The sequence below is a fragment of the Aminiphilus circumscriptus DSM 16581 genome, from assembly GCF_000526375.1.
Classification (GTDB): Bacteria; Synergistota; Synergistia; order Synergistales; family Aminiphilaceae; genus Aminiphilus; species Aminiphilus circumscriptus.
The window spans coordinates 695,951-712,645 of sequence record NZ_JAFY01000002.1 but is presented as its reverse complement, the minus strand read 5'-3'; the positions used below and the strand labels follow the sequence as shown (position 1 = coordinate 712,645).

Sequence of the window (16,695 nt, the reverse complement as noted above, 5' to 3'; positions counted from 1 at the left end):
AATCGATCTGCGTGTGCATCGACGAAGGCGTTTCTCATCTCAGACTCTTTGTGAAAGACGCCGCGGCTTTTTAAAGAAATGTCGCGCCGCAGAAATACGGCGGCTTTGGAATTCATTGTACGGTCTCAAGGGAAAAACGGCGACATCCGCGAGTTTTTCAGGGATTCCCTAGCATTTCGGAATGCGGCAGGAGGCTATACTCCCCTTGCTATCCATAGTGCGCCACCTCACAAAGCAGGAGGAGAGCGCCGATGGCGCTCCCCTCCTCTCATTTTCTCCCCGTTGTCAGCCCCTCCGGTTCCCACCCGCACTCTTTCATGGAAAGGGCGGACACGGGGGGTCACTTTTCGAGAAATTCCCGGATACGGCGAAGCCCCTCGGCGATGCGCTCCCGGGAGGTGGCGTAGCAGAAACGCACGTATTCCTGGTCTTCTCCGACATTGCGCGAACCGAAACAGTTCCGGGAAAGCACCGCCACACCCGCTTCCTCCAGCAGTTTTTCCTGGAAAGCCCTGCTGTCGCTCACGCCAAGACGGCGGCAGGCCTCGGTAACGTTGGCGTAGGCGTAGAAGGCACCCCGTGGCTTCTGGCAGACGACGCCGGGGAACGTGGCGAGGGCGTCGCAGAGGAGATCCCGCCGGGCACGGTATTCGGCGACCATGCTGCGGACCGCGTCCTGGGGGCCTTCGAGGGCGGCGATTCCCGCCATCTGCACAAAGGCGGCCGTACAGGAGACGGAGTTGGTGACGAGTTTGGTAACGTGTGCGGCAAGTTCCCGGGGAAGAACAGCGAAGCCGAGACGCCACCCCGTCATGGCGTAGGTCTTGGAGAACCCGTCGAGAATGATAGTACGCTCCTTCATTCCCGGCAGGGAGGCGATGCTCGGCACATCTCCCTCGTAGGCCATCTCACGGTAGATCTCGTCGGAGAGAACCCAGAGATCCTTTTCGCGGGCGATGGCCGCGACGGCTTCGAGGTCTTCCCGGCTTGCGACGCCTCCCGTGGGATTGTGAGGGAAGTTGAGGAGCACCATGCGCGTTTTCGGCGTCACCAGACGCCGGAAGGTCTCGGTATCGAAGCTGAAGTTCTTTTCCTCCACGAAGGGCAGCGGAACGGGAACGCCTCCGGCATAGCGGATCACCGACTCGTAGGTAGGAAATCCCGGGCTCGGCGTGAGCACCTCGTCGCCGGGGTTGACGCAGCACAGAATGCCGCAGAAGAGGATCGGCTTGGCCCCCGGCGTGACCACCACCTCGTCGGGAGAGACATCGATGCCTCGGGTACGTTCCACGTAGCGGGCAATGGCCTCCCGAAAGGGAAGGATTCCCGCGGAGGGGGTGTAATGGGTGTGATTCTCCTCGATGGCGCGGATGCCCGCGGCCTTGATGTGTTCGGGCGTGTCGAAATCGGGCTCTCCGATGGCGAAGCTCACCACGTCCCGTCCGTCCCGCTCCATGCGCTGCACTTTCGAGAGAACGTCGAAGGCGCTCTCTCCCTGAAGGGCAAACACGCGTTCGGCAAATCGCATGAGGTGCCTCCCGTCTCCTTCGCGTTCTGTCGTTCCCGCTTCCGTCTACTCGTACTCCTTGAGCATGGCGTAGAATTCGTCTTCCTTGCCCTTCAGGATGTGGTACACGTGATCGTCCGTGGGGAACTTGCCGGTCTTCACGTCGGACACGTATTCCTTGAAGGCGTTGATCTCGATCTCCGCCACGTTGGCGTACTTCTTGACGAACTTGGGCGTGAAGGCCTGGAAGTAGCCCAGCATGTCGCCGCAGATGAGAAGCTGCCCGTCGCAGGGACCACCCGCGCCGATGGAATAGACGGGAATCGTGAGCTTCTTCGCGAGGAACTGGGTGAGTTCCGGTGGAACCGCCTCGAGCAGAAGCGCGAAAGCCCCGGCCTTTTCGATCTCCAGCGCATCCTCGATGAGATCCCGGGCGCTCGCGGCGTCGCGCCCCTGGGCCTTGAAGCCGCCGAGAGGACCCGAACTCTGGGGGGTGAGGCCGATGTGGCCGATGACGAGGATGCCCGCATCCACGATGGCCTTGATGCGGGTGATGACCCGGCGGCCTCCTTCGAGCTTCACGCAGTCCATGTCCGCTTCCTTGAGGAAGCGTCCCGCGTTCCGAACGGCGTCCTCGTCGGAGATCTGATAGGAAAGGAAGGGCATGTCCCCCACGCAGAACGTGTTCGGTGCACCCCGGCGCACGGCCTGGCAATGACGGATGCAGTCCTCCATGGTGACGGGAATGGTTCCCTGGTAGCCCAGCACGATCATGCCGAGAGAGTCGCCCACGAGGATCATGTCCATGCCAGCCGCCTCGACGAACTGCGCCGTGGGGAAATCATAGGCGGTGACCCACGCGACCTGTTCTCCCGCCTGCTTCATCTTGACGAATTCCAGACGTCCCTTCTTTGCCACGACTTCCATCTCCTTTCAAAGTGTGGAATTTCTCTGTGCGCTTCCACGGCCACATTCTACCCCAAAAGTTCATTCCGTGAGGAAAATATCCTCCGCTTTTTCAAGCGATGCTCCATCCTTGCGTCCGGAAAGCGATGGAGCGCACCCCGGAACAGGAAAACGCCGAAAGGCATCGGGGAAATCGTCTCGGAAGAAACGCGCCCCGAAGCGCTCAGGGATTTTTGCGGGCCTTCAGGATCGCCTCCAGCTTGTCCGCATATGCGGCAATGCGCGGATCGGGATAACTTTCCAGGCTCTTTCGGTATGCCGCGAGGGCCTCTTCCAGACGTCCTTCCTTCTGGTACGCGATGGCCCGCGCCACGAGCGTCTGCGCACGCTCCCGGAGAAGGCGTTCCAGAGAGTCCGCGTAGTCCGCAAGAGCGGCATCCTCGTTGACCGCCAGGCTCTCCCGATACTTGAGGAGGGCCTCGTAGTAGCGCCCCTGCCGCTGCAGGGACACTCCCTCTTCGTATCTCGCGAGAGCGTCCGTCGGCACGGAGGGAGGCGCGGGCGAGGCGTCGCTCCCGGGTGACGTTTCCCGGCTTTTTTCGAGCGCAGCGAGATGCGCCTCCAGCTCCGCGTCGGGGGCGAGAGCCAGGCTTCTGCGGAAAAGGTCCGCCGCGCCGGAGAGGTCACCGGCCTTTTCCTTCGCCGCGCCCTCCTCCCGCAAGGTCAGGGCCATGCGAAGCCGCTCCAGTTCCTCCAGCAGGGGATCGCCCGGAGCATCCTCGCCGGCGGCGACGGGAGGAGCGGTCTCGACCGGCGGCGATACTGACACGGAGGGGGCACCCTCGGGCACCTTCGCGGGGAAGGCGTTCTCGAAGCGCACCAGCGCCGCGGGCGAGGCGGACATGGAACCGGGCCTCTCCTGAAGGATCAGGTCTCCCCGGGGCGTGGCGGCGAGCCCCTCCAGAATCCCGAAGCTCCTCCCCAGCGGAACGACCTGAAGAAACACCCCGTCCGGCCCGTACATCCAGAGTGCCTCCTCCGCGTCGTCAAAGGCGTAGATACGCCCTTCCGCGTCTCCCGCGAGAAAGGTTGGGCGGAAGTACACACCCTCGTCAATGTCCTCCCCGCCGGCTCCGGTTCCGTAGATGCTCCATTCCGCGAGACGCTCCCCCGACGGGGCATGGACGGCGATGCGTTCCGCCCTGACGTCCCCCTCCGGGGCGTAGGCCAGGGCGATCTTTCCTTCCGGCAGGAGCGTCATGGCCCGGAAACCCTGGGGAACCTGAAACCGTGAGAGAACGTTTCCCTCGGGGGAGAGACGGAGAACCCCCGCGGAATTTCCATCGCCGAGGGAGTTTTGTCCGGCAAGGTAAATCTCTCCGCGTTCACTGACCCCAAGATGGGTGACGTAGTTGATTCCCTGCTCTCCGAGCAGTTTGGTGCCCACGGACACCCGGGCGAGAAGCCTTCCGTCCCTGGAGAAGCGCTGCACGTCCCCCGTATAGCCGGAACGATCGTCCGCCACGTAGACGGACCCATCCGGCCCGAAGGCGAGCGCCCTCGGATAGGAAAAGGCGCCGTCCCCCTCTCCCTTGGAACCCCATTCGGCGAGCACGGCCCCATCGGGCGAGAAGAGGGTCACCCTGTAGGCCCGAGAATCTCCCAGGGCGAGCACCCCGTCGGCGGCCACGGCCGGGCCGAAGGTGAACCGGAACCGCTCTCCCTCGGTGCCGTAGGGCATGCGCGCCGCTTCCCGCAGCGGCGGCGCATCCCTGCGGGCAGAGCCGAGCATGTGCTTGATGGTCTCCCGCTCCGCTTCGATGGAAGCGGCGTCACCGCCGAGCATCACCAGGAGAAAGCGCTCCGCCGGAGGATCCCCGGGAAGCGCCGGGGGAGAATCGGCCATTTTGTCATCCTTCCAAGGCTCCTTGCAGATCACGAGGTGTCCCTCCACGGAGCGGGAGACCTCCCCCTTCCGCACGTCGCCGGAAAAGGAGTAGAACAGGGCGGGAAGTCCCGCGACGGTGATGTCCTCCTCCCGCTTCGTGAAGTTCGCGACGTTGTCCTTTTTCGCGCCCTTCTCGATATCCTCCAGAAAGGCCCGATAGCCGCCCTCTCCAGGCGCTTCCATGAGCCCCACCATGACCATCGTCACCGGGCCGTCCGCCCCGGCATCGGGGCGACTTCCTTTGAAAAAACCAACCCCATCCCGCTCCACAACGGGCTTCCATTCCCGAGGAACCGCGAGATAGAGTGCGTTCGCCCACCGGAGCACCATTCCCTCCGGAACGCCCTCTTCCGCCGCAGACGCTCTCCGGGCGACTCCGTCGGCGAAAAAGACGAGGGAACACATCCCCACGAGCAACAGGAGAATCCCCCCCGGCCCCGGTCGCCGGCATGCGCTCTTCCTCGAAACGGTCTCTTTTTTCGGTTCCTTCATGTTTCTTCCCTCCCCGCGAAATATCTCTTCCGTCTCTTTATCGCTTTTCCTCGCAGGCGTTCCACGACCGATACGGGAGGAACAGATCCTTCGCCAAGGTCTTCCTCAGGGAAAAACAGTTTCATGGCCTGCTGTCACTGTTTCTTCAACGGCGCGAACCAGATTCCCACGGGGAAGGAGACGGAAAAATCCTTGTACAGCAACGGCACACCTTCGTCTGCGAAGGGTTTTCCCGTTCCTCGCTCGAAGAAGAGCAGATCGTAGGTAAAGACAACTTCCACACCGAAGGTGTCCGGCGTCGTCTCCTGGGGCGTCCACGTCACAGAGGTCGTGCCGGAGCTTCCTTCCACCTTCGGGCTCAACGCCGTTCCGGTGGTGAAAAACCAATTTCGCACGCTGATCTGGGCGTCAAGCGCTCGGGCGGAATTGTCCTGAACGCTTCCGAAGACCACGGGAATTCGCGGAATCGGCGGCAGGGACACCGTAACGGAGACCGTCACGGGTTTTCCGACTTCCTGATAGCCGCTTCCCAGCACGGCTCGGCTCTGCTGGGCCGTCTCGGGCAGCCCAACGCCGGCGAGCTGCATCATCTTCATCGCCTCCGCCATCTGCGCCTCGTTCAGGGTGACCCCCATCTTCTCCATTTCCTTCTTCATCTGTTCCTTAAGAAAATCTTCCGCCTTGGCGACCTGCCCGGTGAGTTCGGTGAAACGCTTCCACTCGGGGCTCTTCTGGTCGATGCTTCCGGAAAGTCCTGCCACCGAGGGCGTGACGGAGAGAATCACCGAGGGAAGGACCACCGACGGGTCGTTGCCAAGCGGAGAGGCGGTCATCCAGAAGGTTCGGTTCTCGAAGAAGGGGATCTTCTTCGACGCGTCCGCGAGAAGAAGCGTCTCCACGGGCTCGCTCGCGAAGGAGGGGTCTCCCGCGGTGAGCGTGCGCATCCGAACCAGAGCGTTTCTGTTCGGCCCGAGCCCGGGAATGCCTCCGGGCACCTCCAGGGACGTCTCCTCCTCGGGCACCTTTTTCGAAAAGAGTGGGGTCGTCTCCTTCGGGTCCTGGAAAACTTCGACCAAGTAGCCCGCGAAGAGTTCCTGCTTCGCCTTCACGCTCGGCGGCGCCTCCCAGGAAAGACGCACCACCGACTCCTGGGGCGTCGTTCCGGAGGAGAAAAGCCCTTTCAGACGCAGGGGCGGCTCGAGAAGAAAGGCTCTGCCGGGGGAATAGTCGTAGATCCACCCCGACCCGGTCTGTCCCGTGTCCACCAGGCAGAGTTCAACGGGGAGATCGAAGGAGACCGCCGCGGCGATCTTCCCCCCCGAAGCGGTGGAAACGAGTTCCCGAGGAGAGGTGCTCCCCCGCTCCCGGAGAAAGACGTGGCGTCCGTCCGTGGCGCTTTTGTCGAACCACTCCGCGGGAAAGGAGAGGACGAGCCGCGGCTCGGGGGTTCCCGCGGGACGCTTCGGCGGCTGGAGCGCGTAGGCCTGGAACGACCAGGGCTTGATCGCTGCGTCGGCGAACTCCGCGATAGGCGTCGCGTCGAAGGAAAGCGGCGCGAACAAGGGCACCGCCGGATCGAAGACGGTGATTTCCTGGGTCGCCGACGTTCCGTATTTCTTCTCGAAGAGGGTGTTCTTCGGAAATCCCTCCAGAACCGCTTCCTTCACGAATCTGGCGAAGAGCGCCCCGAGTTTTTTCCTGTCGCCGCCGACGAACTTCGCGAAGGCGTCCACCGGGAGCTGGGCGCCTCCCGCGTCGCGACAGGAGGCGAGAAAGAAGTTGTGGTACTGTTCCACCGGCGACGCGCCGCCTCCGGAGGCGCGCACCTCCGCCAGCAGCCACTCCAGAAACCAGGAAAGACCGTAGCCCATGCGTTGAAAGGGTTTCGCGTCGATGGACTGGAGCGTGATGGTCTTTCCCAGACGTTCGAGACGCCCCGGAAGAGGTGGGCCGTCCAGGCCGGTCTTGAGGCGGTTCATGTCCGCCAGATAGTTCTTGACGGTCACGCCGGCCCGGGCCGCGTAGGCGGCCTTCGCCTCCCGCTCCAGCAGCACCGCCGACGCCTCGGAGAGAAAGATCGCCCGGTTGTCGTCGGCGAAATACTTCCTCTGGACGTGGTGAAAATACTCGTGCAGGGCCGCGACATAGAGATCGTCCCTCGGAGAACCTTTCCAGAGGATGAGGTAGGGAACACCCACCCAGCGGATGACCGTCTCGCCGTCGTTCTGGGCAACGGTGTTCGTCACGTACACGTCCACGGGTCCCGGATCGACGAAGCCGCGATTTCCCGAGGTCGTCCCCAGGAGATACGTCCGAGCGAGGGAGAGGGCGCGCCGGATCTCCAATACCTCGTCGGGCACGGCATGCCGCTCGAAGGCGGCGAACCGGGCCTTTTCATAGGCGTTGAGGGATTCCTCCGCGAGACGAAGTGTTTCGGCGCGGATCTTCTCCTGCGCGGCGAGGCCGAGGTTTGCCTCCCGGGCCCGGGCAAGCTCCCGGTCCCGCATCGCCGAGATGTCTCTGACCCGCTGCATGTGCTCTTCCCAGGCGAGCTGCAGGGCCTTCTCGAAGGCCGCCTTGTCCTTGAGCCCCGTCGTTCCGTCCCCCAGTTTGTGGGACCAGGAGAGATCGATGCCCTCCGGATCGGGAGCGAGAAACTTCACGAAGGGCGCGTCCTCCTGAAAGTACTGAGGCAGCTCCGTGGGAGCGCGAACGAGGGGAATCACTACACCGCCGCCGATGAGGGTGCCGATGAGAATGGCCCCGATGATGCTGAAGTGCGTCGCCTGAAAATAGAGCACGTTGTTCTCCCTGCGGTAGGGAAGCACCGTCCAGTCCCGGCCGTCCCGGGAGGTGACGGGGAGCACGAGTCGGAGTTCCGAAAGATCCTCCACGGCAGGCAGCGCGAGGGACATTTCCACGGGCCTGTCGAAGAGGCCTCCTCCGGCGTCGAACTTCCACGCTCCGAGGAGCGGCGCCTCGCCTGCCAGAAGCGGCACCGGCGCGGCCTCGGCCCTGGCGACCCGCAGGGACACGCCGGAAGAAAGGGCACCGGCGGGAACGGTCACGACAGGACCTTCGGGAATGTGTACCGTGGTTCCGCCCTTGGGGACGGATGTCTCCAAAAGAACCGCCCCCTCCGCGTAGACCGGCGTCGGCAGAGGGTCTTCACTCTCGCCGGAGGAAACCGGCGTTGCCGTCACGGAAGGTGGCGCCTCGACGATCCCGGTTTCGGAGGAAAGGACAGGCGCTCCGGGAGGAGCTGTGGCGGAAAGCGCTTCAAGGCGTTCCACCCGCTCCGCCAGGGAAGGGTCCGCAAAGAGCGCCAGGCTTTCCCGGTACGCCGCGAGCGCCTCGGAAAGCCTTCCAGCCTTCTCCGCGTTCTCGCCCTCTTTTCGAAGCGTCAACGCCCGCTCGAGCCGTTCCATCCGCTCCTTGAGGGCACGTCCCTCGGGCGAGGCGGGCGGAACGGATTCGGGAACGCCGGTCGCGGCCATCCCGTCGTCCGACGCGCCGATCCGCTCCCGGAGGGAGGCGACCCGGGCCGCGAGAACCGGATCGGCGAAGAGCGCCAGACTCCGTTCATACAAGACGAGAGCCTTCCGGAACGCGCCGAGCGCTTCGAGACGCTCCCCCTCGTTCCGCGCCGCCAGTGCCTCTTCGAGCAGGGCGATGCGCTCCGTCAGGGACGTGCCCTCCTTTACACCCGATCCGGATACTCCTCCGTCGGCGGGAGCCTCTCCACTCCAGAAAACCACGCCGAGCAGAACGAGAAGGACGAGGATGGGTGAAACCGTGCGGTTCCTCGGCGAAACGAGAAGCGAACCTCCAAAATTCCCGTTCCTCTTTCGCCTCTCCATCTCTCCGTACCACCGGTCCCATTTCAGAAACCACATCACGGCTCTCCACTCCTCTCCGCCGGAAATGTACCACACATCCACAAACCACCGCACCACTGGAACTCATCATAGCAGAACTCCATGCCTTCTGCAGAACAATCTGTAACCTGCACACACCACCGTTTCCACCCCATGGCACCGAACAACACGCCCTGACGGAAGAGCGACTGAGAGGCGCAGGAACACCTCTTCCTTGAGTCTTTTTCTGTCCATCCCAGACCGGTTGGACAGGGAAACGACCAGGCCAGGAGAGGAGAGGCGCGTATCAAATCACTCAGAAATGATCACTTACGCTCACTTTTTATGAAAGATATTGACGGTTTTTTTCGGAAGATCTATCATGGACGCACCATGTTTTCAAGGAGGACAAGCCTATGAGCTGGCTGCAGGACCTGTTCGGCACGGACAAGGCGATCATCGGCATGTGCCACATGCTTCCCCTTCCCGGGGATCCCCATTACGACGCGAAAAAAGGCATGGGATACGTGGTGGACATGTGCCGCCGGGACCTTTCCGCCCTCCAGGAAGGAGGTGTGGACGCGGTCATGTTCTCCAACGAATTCAGCCTTCCCTACCTGACCAGGGTGGAAACGGAGACCGTGGCGGCTATGGCGCGCGTCATCGGCGAACTGATGGGGGACATCCGGATTCCCTTCGGGGTGAACGTCCTCTGGGACGCCCGGAAATCCCTCGACCTGGCTGCGGCCACGGGAGCATGCTTCGTGCGGGAGATCTTCACCGGCGTCTACGCCAGTGATTTCGGCCTCTGGAACACCGACGTGGGCGCGACGGTGCGGCACCGGCGCCATGTGAACGCAGAAGACGTACGGCTTCTCTTCAACATCGTTCCCGAAGCGGCACGCTATCTGGCGGACCGCGACATCGAGAGCATCGCCCGGTCCACCGTGTTCAACAACCGTCCCGACGCCCTCTGCGTGTCCGGCCTCGTGGCGGGTGCCGAGACGGACTCCTCGATTCTCAAACGTGTCAAGGACGCGGTCCCCCAGACGGTGGTGCTGGCGAACACGGGCATGCGCCTGGACAACGTGGAGAAGCAGCTCTCCATCGCGGACGGTGCCGTGGTAGGAACTACCTTTAAGAAGGACGGCGTGTTCGAGAACCCGGTGGACCCCTCGCGGGTACGTCAGTTCATGGAGCGGGTGCGCGCTTTCCGCTCAAAGAGCACAGCCTCCAGCGCCTCCTGAAAGGATTCCGGCAATGAAACTCCGCCGCCCTTCGAGCCTTCCCGCGGAACGCCAGCGAAAGATCCTGGAGAGCATCCATTCCCGGGGAAGCGCGAAAATCCAGCTCCTCTCCAGGCTGCTGAACGTCTCGGAGGCCACGGTGCGCCGGGATCTGAAGGTTCTCACCGCCCGGGGGCTCATCGATCGTACCCACGGCGGGGCGGTTCTTCCCGAGACGAGCACCGCCTTTGAAAAACTCTACGCGGAGAAGCGAACCCAACTCCAGGAAGAGAAGCGCCGTATCGGCGCCGCAGCGGCGGCCCGCGTCCGCGATGGAGAGACCATCATCCTCGATTCCGGCTCCACCACCATCGAGGTGGCGCGCCACCTGACGCATCACAAAAACCTCACCATCATCACCTACGACCTCTTCATCGCCGGCTCGGTGGACTACGACGACACTACCTCCGTCCTCGTCTCGGGGGGCACGCTCCGCCCCGGCTTCAACGTCCTCGTGGGCTCCGAGGCGGAGAACTTCTTCCGCAAAATCCGCGTGAACAAGGCATTTCTAGGGGCCGATGCAATTCACCCCGAGCAGGGGGTTTTCAATGCCACCTTCTCCGAGCACGCGGTGAAACAGCGCATCGTCGAGGCGACTCAGGAGGTGATCCTCGTGGCGGACCATTCCAAGTTCGGCAAAGTCGCTCTCGTGAACGTCTGTCCCCTCGATGCGGTGCACCGCATCGTCACCGACACGGGGCTCGACGAGACCGTGCTTTCGGAGCTGAAACGGCACGGAACGGCGGTGGAACTCGCCTGAGTCGCTCCCGGCGGGAAAAAGCTGCGGCGGTAAAGAGATCCGAAACGCTTGCGGAAAGGGGTGAGAGCGCGGAAAAAAGAATGGAGGGGCAGGAGGCAAAAACGGGACGGAGCAGAGATTTTCCGGAACGCTCCTGCGGCGGAAGCTGTGGGGGAAGCGTCTTCCGGACCGAAGGAAGTTCATCGACGGAAATTCAAGGAGGGAGATTCATGAAACGCATCGCAGTGCTCCTGACAGGTCTGCTCGTGTTCGGCGCGATTCTCGGCGGGGCGCTCTGCGCGTCCGCGGCGGAGACCTACACCCTTGCCACGGTGGTGAAGTTGAGCGGCGTCAACTGGTTCCAACGCATGGAGGAAGGCGTTCTCGCCTTCGGAAAGGCCACGGGGCACACCACGTTCCAGCAGGGACCGGCAAAGGCCGACGCGGCGCTGCAGGTCCAGGTCATCGAGGACCTCATCGCCCAGCAGGTGGATGCGCTCTGTGTCGTCCCCTTCTCGCCGGAAGCTCTCGAACCGGTGCTCAAGAAGGCCATGGATCAGGGAATCATCGTCGTCACCCACGAGGCTTCGAACCAGAAGAACGTGAACTATGACGTGGAGGCCTTCGACAACGCCGCCTACGGCGCGCACTTCATGGACGCCCTGGCGAAGCTCATGAACGAAGAGGGCGAGTACGCCGTCATGGTGGGAAGCCTCACCTCCAAGACCCACAACGAATGGGTCGATGCCGCCATCGCCCGTCAGAAAGAGAAGTACCCCAAAATGAAGCTCGTGGGGGACAAGATCGAGACCAACGACGACCAGCAGACCGCCTACGCGAAGACCCGGGAACTGCTCAAGGCCTATCCGAACCTCAAGGGTCTCCAGGGCAGCTCCGCCGTCGATGTCGCGGGCGCAGGACTCGCCATCGAGGAGATGGGCATTCAGGATAAGATCGCCGTGGTGGGCACGAGCCTCGTCTCCGTCTCCGGACAGTACCTCAAGACCGGCGCAGTGGACATGATCAGCTTCTGGGATCCCGCCGATGCGGGCTACGCCATGAACCAGGTGGCCCTCACCCTTCTCGAGGGGAAAGAGATCACCGACGGCATGGATCTGGGCGTCCCCGGCTACGAGAAGATCATGCTCAAGGGCAAGGTCATCTACGGCCAAGCCTGGGTGGACGTGACCAAGGAGAACATGGACAAATACAGCTTCTAGCATCGAAACGGCATCTCGTTCCGTTCGGGGAGCCTCCTTCGCGGGGCTCCCCGTGAAGGAAAGGACGGTCTTCATGGCGCCAACCCCCTACCTGGAACTGAAGGACATCTGCAAGGACTTCTCGGGAGTCCGCGCCCTGGATGGAGCGAATCTCTCCGTGGCTCCCGGAGAGATCCGCTGTCTCGTGGGTGAGAACGGCTCGGGAAAATCCACGCTCATCAAGATCGTCGCGGGCGTGGTTCACCACGACAGCGGGGAAATCCGCATCAACGGGCACTCCTTTTCGCGGCTGCACCCCATCGACGCCATCCGCGAGGGGATCCAGGTGATCTTTCAGGATTTCTCCCTCTTTCCGAACCTAACCGTGGCGGAGAACATGGCCATGAACACCCTTCTCGCGGAGAGACGCCGCCTCGTGACTCGCCGGCGTATCCGGGACATCGCCGGAGAAGCGCTCTCGCGCCTCGGCGTGGAACTCGACCCGGAAGCTCTTGTGGAGGATCTTCCCGTGGCCTCCAAACAGCTCGTCGCCATCGGCAGGGCGCTGCTCCAGAACGCACGGCTCATCATCATGGACGAACCCACGGCGGCGCTCACCCGGCCGGAGGTGCGGCGTCTCCTGGAGATCATCCGCGCTCTGAAGGAACGGAACATCGCCACCCTCTTCGTGAGCCACAAGCTCGACGAAGTGATGGACGTGTCGGAACAGATCACGGTCCTCCGAAACGGTCGGGTCGTGGCGGACGAACCCAGGGCCGCCTTCGACGCGGCTCGGCTCGTCTTTTGCATGACCGGACGGCGCATCGCCCAATCCCGCAGAAGAGCCGCTCCGGAGAGGACGGACATTCCCCTGCTCTCCCTGAGACACCTGTCCCGCAGGGGAAGTTTCCGGGACGTCTCCTTCGATCTCTGGCCGGGAGAGATTCTGGGCGTCACGGGACTCCTCGGATCGGGTCGGACCGAACTCGCCCTGGCACTCTTCGGCATGGAACCCGCCACGGAGGGAGAGATCCGCATCGAAGGCCGGAAAGTGTCCATCCGGAACATCCACGACGCCCTCCAAAACGGTCTCGGCTATGTACCGGAGGACCGCCTCACCGAGGGACTCTTTCTGAGCAAATCACTCGCCGACAACGCCGCCGCGGGCATGGCACGCCGCCTCGCGGGGCGCTTCGGACTGCTGCCTCCCCGGACGATACTCCGCTTCGGCGAGGACTGGATTCGAAGGCTCCACATCTCCGCGCCCTCGGCGAGCGTCCCCGTGCGAAACCTGTCGGGGGGAAACCAACAGCGGGTCGTCCTGGCCCGATGGATCGCCCTCTCGCCGAAGGTGCTCGTCCTCAACGGCCCCACGGTGGGAGTGGACATCGGTTCGAAATCGGAGATCCACGCCATCCTCGAGGATCTCGCCGCGAAGGGAATGGGAATTCTCATCATGTCCGACGATATTCCGGAAGTGCTGCATAACTGCAACCGCATCCTTCTCATGAAACGGGGCAGGATCGTGGAGGAGTTCGACGGGGCCGCCACGGACGAGAACGAGCTGGCCCGGAAACTGGCGGGATGACCATGCCAAGCCGATGGAACACGCTGTGGAGGAAGAACGAGTTCCTCGTGGGACTCACCATCCTGGGGCTCTGCCTCTTCGTGGGCAGCGTGAACAGCGCCTTCTGGAGTCTGCCTAATCTCTTCGACCTCCTCCGGAGCAGCGTCGTCATGGGCATCTTCGCCCTCGGCGCGCTCGTGGTCATCGTCTCCGGAGGCATCGACGTCTCCTTCACCGCCGTGGCGGTGCTCTCCATGTACATCACGACGAAGCTACTCCTCGCCGAGGGATACTCCGGACCGTTTCTCTGGATCTGTCTTCTCTCCTGCGGCATCGGGCTCTGCCTGGGTCTCGTGAACGCTCTCTTCATCTCCGCTTTCCGGCTCCCCACGCTCATCGTCACCCTGGGTACCATGAGCGCCTTTCGGGGATTTCTGCTGGCGTTCATCGGGAGCAACCACATCTCCGTTCTTCCCCAGGCCATGGTGGCCTTCTCCCAGTGGGATCTTCTGCGGGGAAGAACGCCAGACGGGGTTCTCTACAGCCTGCCCGGAGCGGTGCTCTTTCTCTTCGGGGCCGCGCTGTTCACCTGGGCGCTGCTGCGGTACTCCATGCTGGGGCGGGGCATCTACGCCCTCGGCGGCGACGCGGTGGCGGCGGAGCGGGTAGGGTTTTCCCTCTCCCGCATTCAGTTCTTCATCTACGGCTACGTGGGCGTTCTGGCGGGTCTGGGAGGCATCATCCACACTTCGCTCTCCCGCATGGCCAACCCCTTCGACCTGGTGGGAACGGAGATGAACGTCCTCGCCGCGGTCGTCCTCGGAGGAGCGCGCATCACGGGAGGACACGGCTCGGTGCCGGGAACGCTTCTGGGGGTGGGACTGGTGGTCATCATGAACAACAGTCTGATTCTCCTCGGTGTCCCCTCCTACTGGCAGCGCGTGGCCGTGGGCCTTCTCCTCCTCGCGGGCACCGCGGCACCCATTCTTCTCGCCCGAACGAGAAAGCGACCCCACGCCGGAGAGGAGGAACGGCCATGAAGATACCGCTGCGCTTTCTTCGGGACGAAAACGGCCTGTGGCGCCTGCTCCTGGTGACGGCGGTCATCTTCGCCGCACTGAGTTTCCTCGTTCCCGGACGTTTTCTCAGCGTTCGGAACTTCGCCTCCATGTCCTTCCAGATTCCCGAAATCGGGCTCCTCTCCATCGCCATGATGGCGGCCATGATCTCCGGAGGGATCGACCTCTCCGCCGTGGGAATCGCCAACCTCTCGGGAATTCTTGCAAGTCAGTTCCTGCTGCATTACGCTCCCGAGGGAAGCGGAGGAACCTGGGCGGCGCTCGTCGTGGCGGTTTCCATGGGCATCTCCCTCGCCGTCGGAGCGGGGTGCGGTCTCTTGAACGGACTCCTCGTGACCAGGGTGGGCATTCCTCCCATCCTCGCAACGCTGGGTACCATGCAGCTTTTCTCGGGTCTCGCCATCGTTCTCACCCGAGGGACCGCCCTCTACGGCTTTCCCGACGCCTTTCTCATCCTCGGCAACGGCTATCTCTTCTCCGTGCCCGTCCCCCTGGTGCTCTTCGCCGCGGCGGTGCTTCTCGTGGGAGTGCTCCTGCGCCGTACCTCCTTCGGCTTCTCCCTCTATCTGGTGGGAACGAATCCCACGGCCGCACGATTCGCCGGGCTGGACAACGCGGCGATCCTCGTGAAAACCTATATGCTCAGCGGTGTTCTCTGTGCCTCCGCGGGACTCGTCATGTTCGCCCGGACCAATTCGGCCAAGGCGGACTACGGCGTCTCCTACACCCTGCAGGCCATTCTCGTGGCCGTCCTGGGCGGCACCAACGTGGCGGGAGGCTTCGGCTCCATGGCGGGACTCGTGCTGGCTATTCTCTCGCTGCAGTTTCTCTCCAGCGGTTTCGCCATGCTCCGGTTCAGCAATTTTTCCAAGGAATTCGTCTGGGGGGCGCTGCTCCTCGTGGTGATGGCCCTGAACGTTCTGGGAGACCGCGCATCCCGGAAAACGCAGGGACGAAAGAATGGGACCGCCCCGCAGGCGGGCGGAGAAACGGAGGAGCGTCGATGACATCCGCGACGGTGACCTTGCGGGATTCGCTGCGCACCATGATGCTCACCCCTGCCCTGTCAGGCCGGGAAGAGCGCATGATGCGCCTCATGGAAAACGCGTTCGGCTCTCTTGCGGACCAGGTCGAGACGGACCGCCCGGGCAACGTGATCGCCCGTTTCGACGGCACGGACGCAAAGGCGCCCCGGGTGATGCTCTTCGCCCACATGGACCAGCTCGGCATGGTGGTGCGAAAGATCGACGATGGAGGATTCGTGCGGTTGGAGCGCCTCGGGGGCGTTCCGGAAAAGGTGCTCCCCGGAACTCCCATGCTCCTCGAGACGGAGGCAGGCGAACTTCTTCCCGGCGTGATCGGCCCCAAGGCCCACCACGCCACGCCCCAGGAGGAAAAGAACTCGGTCACACCCTACGGCGCGCTCTTCCTCGATCTGGGGTTTTCCTCCCGGGAGGAAGCCGTCGCCCGGGGAGTGCAGGTGGGGTGCCCCGTGGTCTACCGCCCCCGTTTCGACCTTCTGGGAGAACATCGGGTGGCAGGCACGACCGTGGACAACCGGGGGGGCTGTGCCGTCCTCGTGGAGACCGCCCGCCGTCTGCGCAAGAAACCTCACCGCTGCACGGTCTTCATCGTGGGTACGGTCCAGGAGGAATTCAACCTCCGAGGGGCCATGGTGGCGGCGGAGCAGATCCGCCCGGACATCGCCATCGCCCTCGACGTGGTGGTGTCGGGAGACACGCCGGACCTGAAAGACCGCACGGAGGCGGCACTCGGCGGAGGCCCCGTGCTCGGCATGTACAGCTTCCACGGACGGGGGACGCTGAACGGAGTTCTTCCCCACCCCGCCCTGGTGCGCTCCACCCGGGACGTGGCGGCTGCGGCGGGCATTCCCCTGCAGCGTAACGCCACGGGGGGACTGCTCACGGACCTTTCCTACGTGCAGCTCGTGGGACGGGGCGTCGCTCCACTGGAGTTGAGCTTTCCCGCCCGGTACACCCATTCCCCGGTGGAACTCTGCGACCTTCGCGATCTGGAGGGACTTTCGGATCTTCTGGAGGGGCTGCTTTTCTCCTGGGGCCCCGAAACGGACCTGCGCCGGTAGGCGGGAGGGAT

General features: G+C 63.3%; 11 protein-coding genes. 7 read left to right on the top strand and 4 right to left on the bottom strand.

Translation table 11 applies throughout. From position 1 onward, the window contains the following. Positions 1-340: 340 nt before the first annotated feature. The 4 genes from K349_RS0104005 to K349_RS0103990 form a co-directional block, all read right to left on the bottom strand. Complete coding sequence (locus K349_RS0104005) at positions 341-1,528, bottom strand: pyridoxal phosphate-dependent aminotransferase (protein ID WP_026368573.1); 1,188 nt, start codon at positions 1,526-1,528, stop codon at positions 341-343. A 45-nt stretch (positions 1,529-1,573) separates the two neighbouring features. Further along, positions 1,574-2,425, bottom strand: a complete 852-nt coding sequence (panB, locus tag K349_RS0104000) for a 3-methyl-2-oxobutanoate hydroxymethyltransferase (RefSeq protein WP_026368572.1) — start codon at positions 2,423-2,425, stop codon at positions 1,574-1,576. 211 nt (positions 2,426-2,636) lie between these two features. Then, a complete protein-coding gene (locus K349_RS0103995) occupies positions 2,637-4,853 on the bottom strand; it encodes a tetratricopeptide repeat protein (protein WP_026368571.1) in 2,217 nt (738 codons plus the stop codon). Between the two features lie 134 nt (positions 4,854-4,987). Then, positions 4,988-8,752, bottom strand: coding sequence for a fibronectin type III domain-containing protein (locus tag K349_RS0103990; protein ID WP_157367273.1), 3,765 nt, complete (start codon positions 8,750-8,752; stop codon positions 4,988-4,990). Positions 8,753-9,126: 374 nt separating this feature from the next. On the opposite strand from K349_RS0103990, the gene K349_RS0103985 reads away from it, so the two are divergent. The 7 genes from K349_RS0103985 to K349_RS0103955 all read left to right on the top strand — a co-directional run bounded on the left by K349_RS0103985 (position 9,127) and on the right by K349_RS0103955 (position 16,684). Continuing rightward, positions 9,127-9,957, top strand: coding sequence for a BtpA family protein (locus tag K349_RS0103985; protein ID WP_026368569.1), 831 nt, complete (start codon positions 9,127-9,129; stop codon positions 9,955-9,957). A 13-nt stretch (positions 9,958-9,970) separates the two neighbouring features. Then, positions 9,971-10,756 carry a DeoR/GlpR family DNA-binding transcription regulator gene (locus tag K349_RS0103980; protein ID WP_026368568.1) on the top strand — a complete coding sequence of 262 codons (786 nt, stop codon included), beginning with the start codon at positions 9,971-9,973 and terminating at the stop codon, positions 10,754-10,756. A gap of 209 nt (positions 10,757-10,965) precedes the next feature. Then, positions 10,966-11,955 (top strand): autoinducer 2 ABC transporter substrate-binding protein, encoded by a 990-nt coding sequence (locus K349_RS0103975; protein WP_026368567.1) that lies wholly within the window; start codon positions 10,966-10,968, stop codon positions 11,953-11,955. A gap of 73 nt (positions 11,956-12,028) precedes the next feature. Then, entirely contained in the window at positions 12,029-13,522 is a 1,494-nt protein-coding gene (locus K349_RS0103970; RefSeq protein WP_026368566.1) for a sugar ABC transporter ATP-binding protein, read from the top strand. Continuing rightward, positions 13,519-14,541 (top strand): ABC transporter permease, encoded by a 1,023-nt coding sequence (locus K349_RS0103965; RefSeq protein ID WP_026368565.1) that lies wholly within the window; start codon positions 13,519-13,521, stop codon positions 14,539-14,541. The genes K349_RS0103970 and K349_RS0103965 overlap by 4 nt, the downstream gene beginning before the upstream one ends. Continuing rightward, positions 14,538-15,587, top strand: coding sequence for an ABC transporter permease (locus K349_RS0103960; protein WP_026368564.1), 1,050 nt, complete (start codon positions 14,538-14,540; stop codon positions 15,585-15,587). Before K349_RS0103965 ends, K349_RS0103960 begins: the two co-directional genes overlap by 4 nt. Then, on the top strand, positions 15,584-16,684 hold the full coding sequence (locus tag K349_RS0103955) for a M42 family metallopeptidase (protein ID WP_026368563.1): 1,101 nt from the start codon (positions 15,584-15,586) through the stop codon (positions 16,682-16,684). Before K349_RS0103960 ends, K349_RS0103955 begins: the two co-directional genes overlap by 4 nt. Positions 16,685-16,695: the final 11 nt, after the last annotated feature.

What these genes read in the sequence shown, in the direction of transcription:
- K349_RS0103960 (WP_026368564.1), top strand. Translation starts at nt 14,538, where the DNA reads ATGAAGATACCGCTGCGCTTTCTTCGGGACGAAAACGGCCTGTGGCGC.
- K349_RS0103965 (WP_026368565.1), top strand. Translation starts at nt 13,519, where the DNA reads ATGACCATGCCAAGCCGATGGAACACGCTGTGGAGGAAGAACGAGTTC.
- K349_RS0103970 (WP_026368566.1), top strand. Translation starts at nt 12,029, where the DNA reads ATGGCGCCAACCCCCTACCTGGAACTGAAGGACATCTGCAAGGACTTC.
- K349_RS0103980 (WP_026368568.1), top strand. Translation starts at nt 9,971, where the DNA reads ATGAAACTCCGCCGCCCTTCGAGCCTTCCCGCGGAACGCCAGCGAAAG.
- K349_RS0103985 (WP_026368569.1), top strand. Translation starts at nt 9,127, where the DNA reads ATGAGCTGGCTGCAGGACCTGTTCGGCACGGACAAGGCGATCATCGGC.
- K349_RS0103975 (WP_026368567.1), top strand. Translation starts at nt 10,966, where the DNA reads ATGAAACGCATCGCAGTGCTCCTGACAGGTCTGCTCGTGTTCGGCGCG.
- K349_RS0103995 (WP_026368571.1), bottom strand. Translation starts at nt 4,853, where the DNA reads ATGAAGGAACCGAAAAAAGAGACCGTTTCGAGGAAGAGCGCATGCCGG.
- K349_RS0103955 (WP_026368563.1), top strand. Translation starts at nt 15,584, where the DNA reads ATGACATCCGCGACGGTGACCTTGCGGGATTCGCTGCGCACCATGATG.
- K349_RS0104005 (WP_026368573.1), bottom strand. Translation starts at nt 1,528, where the DNA reads ATGCGATTTGCCGAACGCGTGTTTGCCCTTCAGGGAGAGAGCGCCTTC.